General features: G+C 71.9%; 12 protein-coding genes and 1 pseudogene. 11 read left to right on the forward strand and 2 right to left on the reverse strand.

Going from position 1 to position 16,254, the window contains the following annotated elements; genetic code table 11:
• The 10 genes and pseudogenes from Q8W71_RS24710 to Q8W71_RS24755 all read left to right on the forward strand — a co-directional run.
• Positions 1 to 689, forward strand: a pseudogene (locus Q8W71_RS24710) (polysaccharide biosynthesis/export family protein); the annotation flags it as partial.
• A 172-nt stretch (positions 690 to 861) separates the two neighbouring features.
• Entirely contained in the window at positions 862 to 1,215 is a 354-nt protein-coding gene (locus Q8W71_RS24715) for a hypothetical protein (RefSeq protein WP_305528071.1), read from the forward strand.
• Between the two features lie 168 nt (positions 1,216 to 1,383).
• Positions 1,384 to 4,902, forward strand: a complete 3,519-nt coding sequence (locus Q8W71_RS24720; RefSeq protein WP_305528072.1) for a glycosyltransferase family 2 protein — start codon at positions 1,384 to 1,386, stop codon at positions 4,900 to 4,902.
• A gap of 148 nt (positions 4,903 to 5,050) precedes the next feature.
• Entirely contained in the window at positions 5,051 to 8,989 is a 3,939-nt protein-coding gene (locus Q8W71_RS24725) for a glycosyltransferase (RefSeq protein ID WP_305528073.1), read from the forward strand.
• Complete coding sequence (locus Q8W71_RS24730) at positions 8,986 to 9,753, forward strand: glycosyltransferase family 2 protein (protein ID WP_305528074.1); 768 nt, start codon at positions 8,986 to 8,988, stop codon at positions 9,751 to 9,753. Before Q8W71_RS24725 ends, Q8W71_RS24730 begins: the two co-directional genes overlap by 4 nt.
• A complete protein-coding gene (locus Q8W71_RS24735) occupies positions 9,750 to 10,358 on the forward strand; it encodes a PI-PLC domain-containing protein (protein ID WP_305528075.1) in 609 nt (202 codons plus the stop codon). Before Q8W71_RS24730 ends, Q8W71_RS24735 begins: the two co-directional genes overlap by 4 nt.
• Positions 10,355 to 10,978, forward strand: coding sequence for an HAD family hydrolase (locus Q8W71_RS24740; RefSeq protein WP_305528076.1), 624 nt, complete (start codon positions 10,355 to 10,357; stop codon positions 10,976 to 10,978). The genes Q8W71_RS24735 and Q8W71_RS24740 overlap by 4 nt, the downstream gene beginning before the upstream one ends.
• Positions 10,975 to 11,706: a glycosyltransferase family protein gene (locus tag Q8W71_RS24745; RefSeq protein WP_305528077.1), complete on the forward strand. Its 732-nt coding sequence runs from the start codon at positions 10,975 to 10,977 to the stop codon at positions 11,704 to 11,706. The genes Q8W71_RS24740 and Q8W71_RS24745 overlap by 4 nt, the downstream gene beginning before the upstream one ends.
• Positions 11,703 to 12,038, forward strand: a complete 336-nt coding sequence (locus Q8W71_RS24750; protein WP_305528078.1) for a cupin domain-containing protein — start codon at positions 11,703 to 11,705, stop codon at positions 12,036 to 12,038. The genes Q8W71_RS24745 and Q8W71_RS24750 overlap by 4 nt, the downstream gene beginning before the upstream one ends.
• A 128-nt stretch (positions 12,039 to 12,166) precedes the next feature.
• On the forward strand, positions 12,167 to 14,173 hold the full coding sequence (locus Q8W71_RS24755; protein ID WP_305528079.1) for a hypothetical protein: 2,007 nt from the start codon (positions 12,167 to 12,169) through the stop codon (positions 14,171 to 14,173).
• Here Q8W71_RS24755 and Q8W71_RS24760 read toward each other — a convergent pair.
• Together Q8W71_RS24760 and Q8W71_RS24765 are read right to left on the reverse strand one after the other, a co-directional pair.
• Complete coding sequence (locus Q8W71_RS24760; protein ID WP_305528080.1) at positions 14,139 to 14,768, reverse strand: NUDIX domain-containing protein; 630 nt, start codon at positions 14,766 to 14,768, stop codon at positions 14,139 to 14,141. The two genes, Q8W71_RS24755 and Q8W71_RS24760, sit on opposite strands and share 35 nt — an antisense overlap.
• A gap of 144 nt (positions 14,769 to 14,912) precedes the next feature.
• The gene (locus tag Q8W71_RS24765) at positions 14,913 to 15,086 is read right to left on the reverse strand and encodes a hypothetical protein (RefSeq protein WP_305528081.1); all 174 of its coding nucleotides are present in this window, start codon (positions 15,084 to 15,086) and stop codon (positions 14,913 to 14,915) included.
• A gap of 383 nt (positions 15,087 to 15,469) precedes the next feature.
• On the opposite strand from Q8W71_RS24765, the gene Q8W71_RS24770 reads away from it, so the two are divergent.
• Positions 15,470 to 16,195 (forward strand): CatB-related O-acetyltransferase, encoded by a 726-nt coding sequence (locus tag Q8W71_RS24770; protein WP_305528082.1) that lies wholly within the window; start codon positions 15,470 to 15,472, stop codon positions 16,193 to 16,195.
• Positions 16,196 to 16,254 lie beyond the last annotated feature (59 nt).

Below are 16,254 nucleotides of genomic sequence, written 5' to 3' on the forward strand. Positions count from 1 at the left end.
CCATCCAGCCCCAGGTGCTCGTCTCCGTCACCCGCCCGATCAGCCAGGCGGTCACCGTCACCGGCGAGGGCGCGGCCGGCGCCCGCCTGCCGCTGTCGGGCCACGGCGACCGCATCCTCGACGTGGTGGCCGCCGCCGGCGGCGTGCGCTCGCCGGTGTCGGAGACCTTCGTGCGGCTGTCGCGCGGCAAGGTCACGGCGACCGTGCCGATGACCACCGTGGTGTCCAACCCCAAAGAGAACATCTACCTGCGGCCCAACGACGTGCTGACCCTGGTGCGCGATCCGCAGACGTTCATCGCGGTCGGCGCGCTGGGCAACACCACCGAGCTGCCGTTCTCCGCCGACGGCATCACGCTGGCGCAGGCGCTGGCCAAGGCGCGCGGGCTGTCGGACTTCCAGGCCGACCCGGCGGGCACGTTCATCTTCCGGTTCGAGCCGGCCGCCGTGGTTCGGCGTCTGGCGCCGGACTCGAAGCTGCTGGGCACGCCTTTGGTGCCGGTGGTGTACCGGATCAACATGCGCGACCCCAACAGCCTGTTCACCAGCCAGGCGTTCCGGATGCGCAACCGGGATCTGGTCTACGTGTCGAACGCGCCGTTCACCGAGGTGCAGAAGGTCATCGGCGTCTTCTCCAGCGTCACGGGGCCCGTCGCGTCCGCCGCCACCGCCTACGCCTACGCGCGATAGGCGTCTCGAACGCCCGACTCGTCGCCGGCCCGATCCGGGCCTCGGGGCACATCGGGACGGAGGCCTTCGGGTCGGCCGAGGCGGTAGGCGTCCGATGCCCGCGAACCGCTCGGTCGGGCCTGGAGTCGCGGGCCCGCTTCGGCCATGGTCCGGCCGAACCGGATCGGACGGCATGACGCGCGACACCTACACCCCCGAGGACTACGCCTTCGCCCAGGCCGAGTTCTACACCTACCGCCGCACCCTGGCCGACTACGTCGCCCGGCTGTCGGAGGCGGCGACGCTGCTGCGCGCCCACACCGACCGGGTGACGGTCGCCGGCGTCGGCCTCGACGGGCGGGGCGGCGCGCCGGTGATCGACGGGCACGGGCTGCCCGCGGCCGCCGACATCCAGCGCACGCTGGTGCGCTACCGCGGAGCCTACGACCGGCTGCGCACGACCTGGGACGGCCTGCCCCCCGGCGAGCGCGACGGCCTGCGCGCCCCGCCTCCGGACCTGCCGACGCTGACCCCCGCGGCGGGCTGAGGATTCGCGCCACGGACGCTCGGCCCGCGACGCGGGGCGCACGGTGCGAGCCGGATCGGATCCTGGCCGGCCCCGGTAAAAACTCGCCGATCCGGCCGCGACCCGGGGGCGTTGCGGCGTGCGGGAGCCGCCGGTATCAGTTGCGCCCGTTCGAAGACCCGGGATGACATGGACGCCTCGCAGCAACCCGACACCCTCGCCCCGGTTCGCGCCGAGGCCGCGTCCGGGGATTCGGGGGGCGATACGGTGGCGCGAGCGATCCGCGACTCCGGCCTGTTCGACGCCGCGTGGTACGCCGCTCGCCATCCGGACGCGGCCGACGACCCGGTCGCCCACTTCGCCGCCCACCAGAACACGGCGGAGGTCGACCCCAACCCGCTGTTCGACACGGAATGGTACCTGCGCCGGACGCCCGAGGCCGCGGCGCCCGGAGAGAGCGCGTTCCTGCACTACCTCGCGCACGGGGTGCGGCCTGGGGTCGATCCGGGGCCGCTGTTCGACAGCGCGTGGTACGCCGCCCGCCATCCCGAGGTCGTGAACGAGGGCGAGACGCTGCTGCGGCACTTCCTGCGGGCGGGTGCGCGGCAGGGCTACGACCCGAACCGGCTGTTCGACACCGCATGGTACCGCGCGCAGGCGCCGGAGGCGGGCGAGAACGCGATCCTCCACTACATCGCGCGCGGGGCCGTCCGGGAGCTCGATCCGCACCCGGCCTTCGACACGTCGTGGTACTTCGTCTGCAACGACGACGTGGCCCAGGGCGGCAAGAACCCGCTCCACCACTTCCTGCGCGACGGCGGCTACGAGGGCCGCAAGGCGCACCCGCTGTTCGACACCGACTGGTACCACCGTCAGCGCCCCGACGTGACGGAGGCGCGCCTCAACCCGCTGCTGCACTTCCTCGCCGACGGCGGCCGCGAGGGGGTCGATCCGCACCCGTTCTTCGACAGCGCGTGGTACCTCGCCCGCCACCCGGAGGTGGCGGCCACCGGCGAGAACCCGCTGGTCCACTTCATCCGCCTCGGCGCCCGGCTCGGCTACGACCCACACCCGCTGTTCGACACGGCGTGGTACCGCGAGCGGTTCCCGGATGCCGGTGAGAACGCGCTGCTCGACTATCTCGGCCGCGAGCCCGAGGACGGCGCCGAGCCGCACCCGCTGTTCGATTCGCCCTGGTACCTCGAGCAGGTGCCGGACGTGGCCGAGTCCGGGATGAACCCGGCGCTCCACTACCTGACCGACGGGGCGCGGGCGGGCTTGAGCCCGCACCCGATGTTCGATCCCACACACTACCTGCGGCAGGTCCCCGACGCGCCCGACGCCCGGGTCGATCCCCTGCGGCACTACCTGAAGGATCGCGGCACGGCCGACCCGCACCCGCTGTTCGACGCCGCCTTCTACCTGTCCCGCAACCCGGGCGCGCGCGGGATGAACCCGCTGCTGCACTACCGGACGAAGGGGGCGGCGCTCGATCCCCACCCGCTGTTCGACGCCGCCTTCTACCTGTCCCGTAACCCGGATCTCGTCGAGACCGGCCGCAGCCCGCTCGCCCATTTCATCGAGGGCGGCGCGGCGGAGGGGCGCGACCCGTGCCGCCTGTTCGACACCTCGTGGTACCTGGAGCGCAACCCGGACGTGGCCGGCTCCGGCCAGAACCCGCTGGTCCACTTCCTCGGCGACGGCGGCCGCGAGGGGCGCAATCCCCACCCGCTGTTCGACATCGGCTGGTACCGCTCCCGCGTCCCGGGCCTCGGCGACACCAACCCGCTGGTGCACTACCTCGCCCACGGCGTCCGGGCCGCCGCCGATCCGAACCCACTGTTCGACGCCGCGTGGTACCGGGCGCGCCACCCCGAACTCGGACCCGACGAGGACCCGCTCGTCGACTACATCGAGCGCGGCGTCCATATCGGCTCGGAGCCGCACCCGCTGTTCGACGGCGGCTGGTACCTGCGGACCTATCCGGAGCTGATCGACGCGTTCGAGACGCCGCTCCACCATTACCTGCGCTTCGGCGTCGCCGAGGGCCGCGACCCGGGCCCCGACTTCTCGACCCGCTGGTACTTGGAACGCCACCCGGACGTGGCCCGGGCCGGCCTCAACCCGCTCGCCCACTTCGCCGTCGCCGGCCGGGCCGAGGGCCGGGCGCCGCTGCCGCTGGAGACGCTGCACGCCCGGCGCGTCGCCGCCGAGCGGATCGCGCTGGCCTCCGAGGTCCAGGACATCCACCGCCATATCGGCCTGATGGTCATCCGCCCGCTCTTCGTGGTGCTGGTCTCCGGCGCGGACGCCGAGGCGGCCTCGCGCACGCGGCTGTCGCTGGAGCGGCAGATCTACGCCGACGCGGTCGTCCACGGGACCGCGGCCGCGGCGGCCGAGGCCCTGCGCGGGCGGGAGGACGCCTACCTGCTGTGGCTCGCTGCCGGCGACGAGCTGCCCCCGCGCGCCCTCTACGACCTCGCCTGCGACATCAACCGCGCCCCCGACGCCGCCTTGATCTACGGCGACGAGGAGGTGCAGGGGCCCCACGGGATCCTGCCGTTCCACAAGCCAGCCTGGAGCCCGGACTATCTCGAGTGCTTCGACTATGTCGGCCGGGCGGCCTGTTACCGCGGCACGGCGGTGGTGGACTGGCTCGCGGAGGCGGCGAGCCCGTTCGAACTCACCCTGCGGCTCGGCGAGGCGGGCGTGCGGATCCGGCACCTGCGGCGGATCCTGCTGCGCTGCGCCGACCGCCGGACCGGCCAGGACGAGACCGAGCTTGCGGTGATCGGCGCGCATCTGGCGCGCACCGGCCGGCCGGAAGCTCGCGTCGAGGCCGCCCCCGGCGCGCGCCGCTACGCGGTGAACCCGGGACCGCGGGGGGAGACCGTCTCGGTGGTGGCGCTCCTGTCCCTCGGCCCGGTCGGCGAGGAGGCGCGCTCGGTCGCGGCGTTCCTGGAGCGGATCGCGGCGATCCGGGCGGGGTCGAGCCACGCCGCGCTCGAGATCGTGCCCGTGCTCGACCGGGACGCGGCGCCGGGCGATCTGGACCGGCTGCGGGCTGCGGGCTGCCGGCCGGTGATCGCCGCCGACGGGGCCGGGAGCGTTCCGGGCCGGCTCAACGACGGCGCCCGGGCGGCGACGGGTGCGGTCCTGCTGTTCCTCGACCCCGCCCTGGAGCCGGTCGAGCGCCCGTGGATCGAGCGCATGCTCGCCCAGTTCGACAAGCCGGCGGTCGGCGTGGTCGGGGCGCGCCTCGTCGGCGCGGACGGGCAGTTCCGCCACGCCGGCATCGTGGCCGGCGCCGGCGTGCCCGAGCCGGTGCGCGAGGGCAACGGCGGCCCGGACGGCTACTTCTTCAGCGCGGCCGCCGCGCGCGACGTCCTCGCCGTGAGCGGCGCGTGCCTGATGACGCGCGCGGCGGATTTCCGTGCGGCCGGCGGGTTCGACGCGGAGCTCGGCGCCGCCCTGTGGGACGCCGACTATAGCCTCGGGCGCCGCGCGGCCGGCCAGCGCGCGGTCTACGAGCCGGGCGCAATCCTCGCCGATACCGGGCCGTGGCAGCCGCCGCGGGCGCGGTCGGGCGAGAGTGCGCGCTTCACGCGTCGGTGGGGCGCACAAATCGCGCACGATCCCTACTACAACGAGGCCGTCCTGCGGGTCGGGCCGGCGAACTACGACGGGCGGCCCGTGCCGCGCGGGTAGGCCGGCGCGAGTTTACGGGACCGGCCGGTTCGATTAGTGCGCTCAACGCCATCACATCTGCGCGGCCGCCGCGCGCCCGCCAACGCCAAGCCGTCATGAGCCTGATCGAGCCGACCCTTTCGACTGCGCCCGAACCGGGGACGTCCTGATGGCCAAGGGCTTCACCAAGAGCTTGGCCGGGCTCGGTCGCGACGTCACCCGCAGCGGCGCCGCGCGCGCTCTGCGCGCGGGGTTGCGGCAGGGCGAGGGCGCGCTCGACGGGCTCGACGGGCTGTTCCACCGCTGGGCCGGGTCGCCGGGCACCCGCGCGAGCCGCAACCCGCTGGTCCGGCTGGCCGCCCGGGGCGGGCTGCCGCCCTGCACCGATCCGGCTTCCGAGGCCGAGCAGATCGCGGCCCTCACCCCGTACGTCGACACCGCCTTCTACGAGAGCTGGTACGGGATCGGCGGCGAGGCGGCGGTGCGCGACTACCTTCGGACCGGCTGGCGCCAGGGCCGCGACCCGCGCCCCGATTTCTCGACCGCCGACTACCTCGCCAAGCGCCCCTTCCTGAAGCGGGCCGGCATCAACCCGTTCCTGCACTACCTGCGCGCGCTGCTCGACCGCGGCGTCGCGACGGTGCCGCGGCCCGACGCGCGCCGCGCCGCCCGGCTCGCCCGGCGGCTCGTGGACGGCGCGTACTACCTCGACGGCAACCCGGATCTCCGCGCCGCCGGCGTCGATCCGGCCGGGCATTACATGAGTTCGGGCTGGCGTGAGGGCCGCGATCCCTCGCCCAGCTTCGACATCCCCTATTACTGCCTCACCCGCGGCATCGGCTACGCCACGCAGAACCCGCTGCTGCACTACGTGCTGCACGGCGGCAAGGCGCGCCCGCTCGGCGAGGACGAGGCGGTCGCCCACCGGATCGAGACGATCGCGCCCTACTTCGACGCCGCCTACTACCGCGGCCGGGCCGACGACCGGGCCGACGACAAGCTGCTGCGCGCCTACGCGGCCGGCGCGTGGCGGGACCTGCGCAGCCCGCGCCAGGAGTTCGACGCCGCCGGCTTCGTGCAGGCCCGCGCCGACAACCGCGCGGTGCGCGGCGACCCGTTCTACCGCTACGTGGCCGAGACGCTGCTTGCCGGCGAGACGCCGTTCGCGGGCGAGGGGCGGATCGCCTTCCCGGCGGTCGACGAGGAGTGGTACCGGGAGACCTACGCCGACGTGCGCGGCGGCGGGCTGCGGCCCTACGCGCACTTCGCGAGCGCCGGCTGGCGCGAGGGGCGGGATCCCGACCCGCGGCACGCCACGATCTACACGCTCCTGCGCGTCTGCGGCCTGCGCCCGGAGCGGCCCCCGGTGGAGGACACGGCGTGGGTCGCCGAGATCGGCCGCGAGCCGGTCGAGCCCGAGACCTACCTGCGCCTCCAGGCGGCGCTGGCCGCGCTGCACTTCGACCACGCCTTCTACCGGAGCCGCTACGGCGTACCGGACGACGTCGACGCCATCCGCGACTATTGCGAGCGCGGCTGGCGGACCGGCCGCAACCCCCGGGCCGACTTCAACGGCCTGGAGTACCTCGACCGGCACACCTACGTGCGGGAGACCGGGCTCGCCCCTTTCGTCCACCACCTCGCCACCGCGCTGATGCACGGCGTCGATGTCGGCGCCGGGTTCGATCCGCGCTACGGCGCGCCGCCCTCCGAGGAGGAGGACGCGCTGATGGACGAGGTGCTGCTGTTCGAGCCGCACTTCGACCCGGACTTCTACCGCAAGCGCTACCCGGACGTCGCCGACGCCCGCGGCGGCCCGCTGGCTCACTTCGTCGCCCACGGCCAGCACGAGGGGCGGCTGCCCAACAAGCACTTCTCCTACGAGTTCTACGGCAAGGCCTACGGGCACCTGCTCGCGGCGGGCGAATCGCCGTTCCTGCACTACGTCCGCACCGGCCACGCCGCCGGCCTGATGGCCTCGGCCGACGACCTCGGCCCCTGGCCGCCGATGCTGGCGCCGGAGCCGGAGGAATGGGACGCGCTCCCGCCCTGCTTGTCGATCACGGACGCCGACGTCGTCGTCATCGTGCCGGTCTACAAGGGCCGCGGCGAGACCCTGCGGGCGATCCACGCCTGCCTCGCGGCCCGGCAGCGGACCAAGATGACGCTGCTGGCGATCAACGACCGCTCCCCCGACCCGGAGCTGACCGGCGACCTCGCGGCCTTGGCCCGCCGCGGCCTGTTCCACCTCGTCGAGAACGAGCGGAACATGGGCTTCGTGCGCTCGGTCAATCGCGGCCTGTCGCTGCGCCAGGGCAAGGCGGTGGTGCTGCTGAATTCGGACGCGCAGGTGTTCGGCGACTGGCTCGACCGGCTGGTGACGCATGCCGAGGCCCGGCCCCGGGTCGGCAGCATCACGCCGTTGTCCAACAACGCCACGATCTGCAGTTACCCGAAGTTCAACGCCAACAACGGCATGCAACTCGAGATCGCACGCCCGGAACTCGACGCCGTGGTCGCCCGGATCAACCGCGGCCGCGCGGTCGAGGTGCCCACCGGCGTCGGGTTCTGCATGTACATGACGGCCGAGTCGCTCGCCGCCGTCGGCGGCCTCGACGAGGAGGCCTTCGGAAAGGGCTACGGCGAGGAGAACGACTGGTGCATGCGCGCCCGTAAGCTCGGCTTCTCGAACCTGCTCGCCGAGGACGTGTTCGTCTATCATGCCGGGCAGATCTCGTTCGGCCTCGACGAGGGCGGCGAGTATGACCAGGGCCAGGCGGCCCTGCTCGCCAAGCACCCGGACTACCCGGCGGTGGTGGGCCAGTTCGTCGCCGCCGATCCCGGACGCCGCACCCGGGCGCGGATCGACCTCTACCGGCTGGCACGCCACTTCCGCGAGCGCGCGGTGCTGTTCGTGACCCATTCCTGGGGTGGCGGCATCCAGCGCCACATCGAGGACGTGATCAACCGCCTGCTCGGGCAGGGCGCCCACGTCGTGCTGCTGTCGATCGACCGCAAGCGCAACATCCAGATCAACGTCTCGAACCGCAGCGGCGACTACCTCTACCTGCCGACCCTGGAGAGCCTGTACCTGCCCCGCGACGAGGCGGAGATCGCCGAGTTCCTGGGCTGGCTGGCGCCGCAACTGATCCACGTGCACTCGCTCGCCGGCCTGCGCTGGTCGGCGGCCAGGACGATGATGCGGCTGGTGTCCGAGTCGGGGCGTCCCTACGCCTGGACGCTGCACGACTTCTCGCCCGTCTGCCACCGCAACCACTTGGTCCAGCCCGACGGCACCTATTGCGGGCTCGCCCCCGTGCCGGTCTGCCGCGGCTGCCTGACCGCCGACGGCGCGGCGATCGAGGAGCCCGATCCCGAGGAGCGGCGCGCCGTGTTCGGGGCGTTCCTCGCCGGCGCCGCGCAGGTGTTCGCGCCCTCGGGCGATACCGCCGGGCGGCTCACCGGCGTGTTCCCGGACCTGTCGATCGCCGTGCGGCCGCATTTCGAGGCCGACCGCCGGATCCGGCCGGCGATCCGCAAGCGCGGGGGGCAGACCCGCCGGGTGGCGGTGCTCGGCGCGATCAACATGATGAAGGGCGCCCGCTTCCTCCAGGCGCTCGCCACGGACGCCCGCGATCGCGACCTGCCGATCTCCTACACGATCATCGGCTTCTCCGATCCCGCGCTGCAGCCGGCGCTGGAGGCCGTGGGCGTCACCGAGAGCGGCGAGTACATGAGCGACGACGAGGCGCTCGACCTCACCGCGAAGGCCTTCGCCGACATCGTGCTGCTGCCCGCCATCTGGCCGGAGACCTATTCCTACGCCCTGACGCTCGGCCTGCGCACGGGCCTGCCGGTGGTGGCCTTCGACCTCGGCGCCCAGGGAGAGCGGCTGCGCGCATATCCGCACGGGCACGTGCTGCCCTACGCGCTTCTGAACGATCCGTCCGCGTTTAACGACCGGTTGATGGCCGTCGACATCTCGCCGCGGGGCCGGATCCGCGGCGCGATCCAGGCGGCCGAGTACGGCGATATCCTGCGGGACTATTACGGGCTCGCCGCTCCCGCCGCGGCCCTGGAAGCCCCTCGGGCGGGCGAGGCGGCGTGAGGACCGATCCCGCCATGCTGACGATCGTGATCCCGATGGCCGGACAGGGCAGCCGCTTCGCGGTCGCCGGCTACAGCGACCCGAAGCCCCTGATCCCGATCCACGGGACGCCGATGATCCAGGTGGTCATCGACAACCTGCGCCCGAGGCGACCGCACCGCTTCGTGTTCATCTGCCGGCGCGAGCACGTCGCCGCCTACGGCCTCGAAGCCGCGCTCGCGCGCTGGGCACCGAGCTGCGCCGTCGTCCAGATCGACGCGGTCACCGAGGGCGCGGCCTGCACGGTGCTGTGCGCCCGCGACCACATCGGCGACGGCCCGCTGATGATCGCCAACAGCGACCAGTACATCGACACGCCGATCGACGATTACCTCTCGGCCGGCGACCGCGACGGCATCGACGGCCTGATCATGACCATGACCGCGCACGACCCGAAATGGTCGTTCGTCGCGCTTAACGACGAGGGGCTGGCCACGCGGGTGGTCGAGAAGCAGCCGATCTCCGACGAGGCGACGGTCGGCATCTACAACTTCGCCCGCGGCACGGATTTCGTGCGCGGGGCCGAGCGCATGATCGCGGCCGACAAGCGCGTGAACGGCGAGTTCTACGTGGCGCCCGTCTACGAGGAGCTGATCGCCGACGGCGCCCGCATCGCCATCGCCAATGTCGGGCGCGAGGCGGCGGGCATGTACGGCCTCGGCGTGCCGGCCGACCTCGACCTGTTCCTGTCGCTGCCGGTCTCGCGGCGGGCGGCCCAGCGATGAAGATCATCAGCCATCGGGGGTGGTGGCGCGCGGCCTCCGAGAAGAACACGTCGGTCGCGTTCGGCCGGACTGTCGCGGGCGGCTACGGCACCGAGACGGACGTGCGTGATCTCATGGGTCGCCTCGTCGTATCCCACGACCCGGCCGGGGCCGATGCCCTGCCGTGGGAGGACCTGCTGGCCCTGTTCGACGGCACCGGCCTGCCGCTCGCCGTCAACGTCAAGGCCGACGGCCTCTCGGGACTGCTCGCAGCGGCGTTCGCCGAGCGTGCGATCCCGTGGTTCGCCTTCGACATGTCGGGGCCGGAGACGGTGCGCTACGCCGCCGCCGGCCTGCCGTTCTACACCCGCCACAGCGACGTCGAGCCCGAGCCGATCCTCTATGATCAGGCAGCGGGCGTGTGGCTCGATGCGTTCCGCGGCGACTGGTTCGACCGGGACGTCATCGCCCGCCATGGGGAGGCCGGCAAGGCGGTCTGCGTCGTCTCCCCCGAGCTGCACGGCCGCGATCCGCGTCCCGTCTGGGAGCGCCTGTCGGACCTGTCCGGCGACGTGACCCTCTGCACCGACCGTCCCGACGACGCGAGCCGGGCGTTCCGGCCATGATCCGGGCGGTCGTCTTCGACATGGACGGCGTCCTGATCGACGCCAAGGACTGGCACTACGAGGCGTTGAACCGGGCGCTTCAGCATTTCGGCATGGAGATCAGCCGGGCCGACCATCTCACGACCTTCGACGGCCTGCCTACGCGCCGCAAGCTCGAGATGCTGACCGTGACCGAGAACCTGCCGGTCGAGCTGCACGGGTTCCTGAACAAGCTCAAGCAGATCTACACCCTCGAGATCGTCAGCACGCGCTGCCGCCCGACCTTCGCGCACGAGTTCGCCCTGTCGCGCCTCAAGGCGCGAGGATTGCGCCTCGCGGTCGCCTCGAACTCGGTGCGCGAGTCGGTGGCGATCATGATGGAGCGCGCCAACCTCGCCGCCCACCTCGACCTGACGCTCTCCAACGAGGATGTGTCGAAGGCCAAGCCCGACCCGGAGATCTACACCACTGCCCTCGCGCGCCTCGGCGTGCGGGCCGACGAGACCCTGATCGTCGAAGACAACGAGCACGGCATCCGCGCCGCCCGCGCCTCTGGCTGCCACCTGCTCGTCGTCCGCTCGGTCGCCGACGTGACCCTGTCGAATATCGACCGGCGCATCGCGGAGATCGAGGCGGCATGAACATCTTGATCCTGGCCGCCGGCGAGCCGATCCAGTCCGAGACCGACCCCTACCCGATCTGGCTCGCGGAGGTGGATGGGCAGCTCATGCTCGAACGCCAGATCAACGCGCTGGCTCTGCTCGAGCCCAGCCGGATCGTGGTCTGCGTGCGCAAGGCCGACAACGAGGCCCACCACGTCGAGGGCATTCTGCGGATGATCGCCCCGCAGGCGGTCGTGGTCGAGGTCAATCGCCCGACGGCGGGGGCGGCCTGCACCGCCCTGCTCGCCATCGGTCGGCTGGCGCTCGACGAGGAACTGGTGATCGTCAGCGCCACCGACCACCACGACATCGACGTGGTGGACGTGATCGATCAGCTCCGGGCGAGCGGCGCCGACGGCGGCGTGCTGACCTTCGAATCGCTCCATCCCCGCTACTCGTACATCCGACGCGACGAGGAGGGTCAGGTGGTTGAGGTCGCCGAGAAGCGCCCGATCAGCCGTGAGGCGAGTTCGGGCTTCTACTGGCTGCGCCACGCCGGTGATTTCTTCACGGCGCTGCAGGAGATGATCCTGAAGGGCGTGCAGGTGAACGGCCGCTTCTACGTAGCGCCAGCGCTCAACGAGCTGATCCTGCGCCACAAGGTGATTCGCCCGATCCGGCTGCCGAAGGACGCCTACCGGCCGGTGAAATCCTTGAAGCAGCTCAACGCCTTCGAGCATGTCGCCGAGGAGGGGAGCGGGCGATGAAACACCACCGTCTGGACGAGATGACGAAGGGCTGGTTTGTCGGCGACTTCGCGCCGGCCGCCCTGCGGAGCCCCGACGTCGAGGTTGGGGTGAAGCACTACACCGCGGGGGACCGGGAGGGCGAGCACCTCCACCGGGTCGCGACCGAGCTGACTCTGATCGTCTCCGGGTCGGTGGTGATGTGCGGGCGGTCGTGGGGGCCCGGCGACATCGTCACGGTCGAGCCCGGCGAGGCGACCGCGTTCGAGGCCATCACCGATTGCGTGACCGTGGTCGTGAAGCTTCCCTCGGTGATGGGGGACAAGTATCCGACGGCGGCCGCGGCGGAGTAGCTCGCCTGCCGATGCACGGGCCGGCCGTGCGGCGTGCTCGCGTGCGGCACCCTGCGGCCTCGCCCGAGCCACGATCCGTACTCCGGCGGCGTCGCGTCCGGCATCCCAGCGCAGGAGAAACCGCCCCGATGGAGCAGCGATCGTCCGCACGGGGCTCCGGCCCCTTCCGGGATCGCCTGGACGCCGCGCTCGCGCAGGGTGCCTACCGTCTCATCCGGCGGACGGTGGGGCTCACCCGGTACGCCTGGGTGATTCGGCTCGTGCGATTCCTGGCGGGCCTGTCCGCGGCCGATCTGTCCGAGCCGCTGCTGAGGCGGATCGCCGAGGCCTACGAGACCGAGCACGGGATCGCGCAGTCCGCGGCCGCCCAGCGGGACCTCCTGAAGGTCAGCCGCATTTTCCCCGGCAGCAAGACCCTGTTCGCTCGCCTGCTGCGGCTCGGCGTGAACGCCGACCTCGACCCCGAGATCGAGCCCTTCATCCGCCGCATCGCGATCGAGGCCGTCCTGCGCGACCCGGAGATCGCTCTGCTGCTGCTGTTCCAGCGGATCAAGCACGAGCACTTCGCGGGTGCGGCCGACGACCTCCGCGCCATCCCGTTCACGGCGATCGACCGGGATCCCCTCCTGATCGACGTCTGGCGGATCGCCTCGATCCACCTGATCGTGCGCAGCGAGACGGAGTATTTCGCGACGTTCCAACCGGCCGCGTTCGTCCGCATCATCGAGCTCGAGCGCAATCCCGTCATCCTGCGTGAACTCCTGATGAAGCTGCTTTACAAGCCGATCGCGCCGCATTTGATCGCGGAGACGATCGAGCGCTTAGCGACGCGGGTCTTCGACGGGGCGCCCGAGAATTTCGCGGTCGTCTCCTTCTTCCTGATGACCTGCGGCTACCTCAGTGAGGCTGCCCAACTGGAGAGCGTCAACACCGAATTTACGCAGGGCCGGCTCCACCCGCTCTACCTCCGGGCCAAGCTGTTCCCGTTGGCCCTCGGCGACGCGCCGCGCCCCGTGGCGCGGGCCGATCTGGAGCGCGCGAGCCAGGATCCGGACCCGTGGTACTGGCCGAACGCCGACCTCCTGAGGGCCGAGATCGGTGCACGGTTAGCGACGTCCTCCGCGCCGGAGCCGACCGCGCCGGGGGTGGGCGCGGGACGCACGCATCTCCTCGTCGCCTTCTTCGGCCAGATGCGCTTCCCCGCCCGGACTCTGCCCGGAATCAAAGCGTGGATCGACGCGAATGTCTCCGGGCCGGAGCGCGGCGTCGACGTCAGCTACGGGGTCGCGACCTGGCGCGAGACGGGGTCGAAGGTCATCACGCCCGAGGACAGCTTCGACTACCTGCTGCCCTACTTCCCGCCCGGCTGTGAGGGCGCCTTGCGACGGCTGGGCTTGGCGCGGGTCGCGGACGCGCCGCGGGTCTTCCCGCGCTTCGCCGAGCGCGTGCTGGAGAGCCTGGCGGGGACCTCCGACGTCGTGAGCGAGGCCGAGATCGAGGGACTGCTAAAAACGGACGTTCATTTCGCGATCGGCCGCGACGCGCAGTTCATGGCCGACACAGGATCCCTGATCGCGGATTTCGCGCCCGGCGACCGCCATATGCTGAACCAGGGCCGGATGCTCGACCGGATCGGTGCGGTCGGCGACCTCGTCGAGCACCTGGATCATGCGGGCCGCCCCGTGACTCACCTCCTGTTCATCCGCCCGGACCTGCACCAACTTGCCGGGTCGCTCGCGGCCTGCCTCGACCGGATGAAGCCGGAACGGAATTGGGCCGTGCTCGATCAGGACCATCTGGCCGAGCTGATGGAGGGCGTCGGGGACCGCTACATCCTCGCCGACCGGACGGCGGCGGCGCACGTCATCGGCATGCGCGACAAGGTGCGCCGGCTGTTCCGGGCGGTGCCGCGCGACCCGCTCGCCTGCTCACGGCTCACGCCGCACCAGATGCTGGCCTCGGTGCTGTTCGAGGCGGCCGTTGATGTCCGCACGGTGTCGCGGTCCGAGATCCGATGGGATTTCCTGCGGGCGACCGTCACGTGGCAGGATTTCCTGCCGGCGCTGCGCGCGGACGTGGAGGGGATGGAGGAGGGACCCGTCAAGCGGGACCTGCTGGCGGCGGTCTCGGCCTGAGGCGGCTCGGACCGTGCGGGTCGGCCTGTCCGGCGAACAGGTCCGGGCGCCGGATCTGCAGGGCGAGGACGAGCAGCAGGGTCTTGACGTCGGTGAGTTCGCCGCGCGCGGCGCTGGCGGCCAAGGCGGCAAGCGGGATCTCGTGCACGCTGAGCGCCTCCTGCTCGCCGGCCACGCCGCCGCCCCGGGCGATGCGGTCGGCCGCGCCGTAGGGCGCAAGGTAGTGCCAGGGCCGCTCCGTCGAGAGCGAGGGCATGCTCCAGCCGCGCACGACGAGGTCGAGCGGACCGAGCCGGACGCCCGCCTCCTCCAGTGCCTCGCGCCGGACCGCCGCCTCCGGCCTCTCGCCGTCGAGACAGCCCGCCGGCGCTTCGAGGAGCGGCTCCGCGACCCCGGCGACGAGAGGGCCGACCCGCGGCTGCGCCACGAGCAGGGCGACGCGCCGCTCCGGATCGTAAGGCAGAACGACCGCGCAGGCGCCGTGATCCTCGACCTCGCGCCGGATCAATCCCGGGCCGTCCACCCGGTACGCCGCGATCCCGAAGCGGGTCCAGCCCCGGTGAATCCAAGTCAGGTCTTCGAGGATCGTGCTCATCCGATGGCGTGCGCCCGATCGGCGATGCGGGCCGCGAGCGGAGGGTGGCGGGTCGCGAGATGCCCGCGATCGGGGTTCAGCCTCCGCCCGACGCGGGGGTCGATCCGCGCGTGCATCGGATCGATCGCACCGGCGCGCTCGGGCTCAGGCGCCGGACCGATGGCCGCGCAGCTCGACATCTTCGGCCAGGATCTCGTAGCGCGTCGCCCGCCGCATCAGGGCGTCGGCTTCCGCGCCGCGGACGGTCGCGGCCGCTGCTCGACACTCGGCCGCCGCCTCCTTCAACCAGGCGCTGAGATCGGCATTGGCTCCGGTCATCCCCGCACTCCGTCTCCGCACACGGCAGGCCGCCGGTATCTCAACGCGCGCGCCGCACCGTAGTGCCCTGCACCAGCCCGATTTTCGACCTCCCGGATCGGCGCGGTGGAGGGGGTGGCGGCGGTGTGGCTTTCGCCCCGGCAACCGCCCGCGTTCAATGGCTCCGGAGCCACGGCCGCCGATCCCGGCGCCGTCCGGCTCGCGGCACCCATCCGGGCGCGTGTCCACACCGCGCCGGCGTCCCCTAGGCCCGGCAGGACGAGCGTTGCGGCCTCCCGAGGCGGCGGCTATCAGGTGCAACCCCCGGGCAGCGCTCGACGAATTGGCCGTCTCCGATCGCCGGCAGCGCCGGCACGGCCCCGACAGACCCTTGAGGACGCCGGATGATCACCATCACCGAGGCCATGAAGCAGGAACTGCTCCGGCGCGGGGTCTCGATGCTGCAGCCGACGCCGTTCGCGCTGCCGCCGGACACCCTCTTCGAACCGCCCTGCAGCATCAAGTGGATGGGCATCGACTACTGCCTGACGATCGGTGCGTTCTCGTACGCGGTGAGCGGGTACTATTTCGGCGCCGACATCGCCCGGTACGTGTCGATCGGCGAGAGCGTGCAGGTCGGGCGCGGCAGCCATCCGATCTGGGCCGGCAGCACCTCGCCGCTGTTCTACACCAATCACGCGGCGGTGCTCGACCGGCAGGAGCCGCGCGCGGCGGATTATGAGATCTGCGGCCCGTATCTCTGGCCCAAGCGCGTGCGCATCGGCAACGACGTCTATATCGGCCACGGCGCCTTCCTGATGCCCGACATCACCATCGGCGACGGGGCGATCGTCGGGGCGATGTCGGTGGTGACGAAGGACGTGCCTCCCTACGCGGTTGTGGCCGGCAGCCCGGCCCGGGTCGTCAAGATGCGTTTCTCGGATGCGCTGATCGAGCGCTTCCTGAAGGTGCGCTGGTGGCGCTACGCGTTTTGGGACCTGCGGCAGTGCTCGATCACCGACCCGGAGCAGTTTCTCGACGCGATCGAGGCGCGGATCGCGGAGGGCATTGAGGAGTACAATCCTGGACCGATCGATCTGCGGACCTTCGCCGCCAGCTTCGAAGCGTGAGCGCCGAGCGGAGCGGATCTCCGCGTCCCGTCTCCGACGGCCTCAGGGCCTGGACAAGC

The sequence above is a fragment of the Methylobacterium amylolyticum genome (assembly GCF_030700245.1).
Lineage (GTDB): Bacteria > Pseudomonadota > Alphaproteobacteria > Rhizobiales > Beijerinckiaceae > Methylobacterium.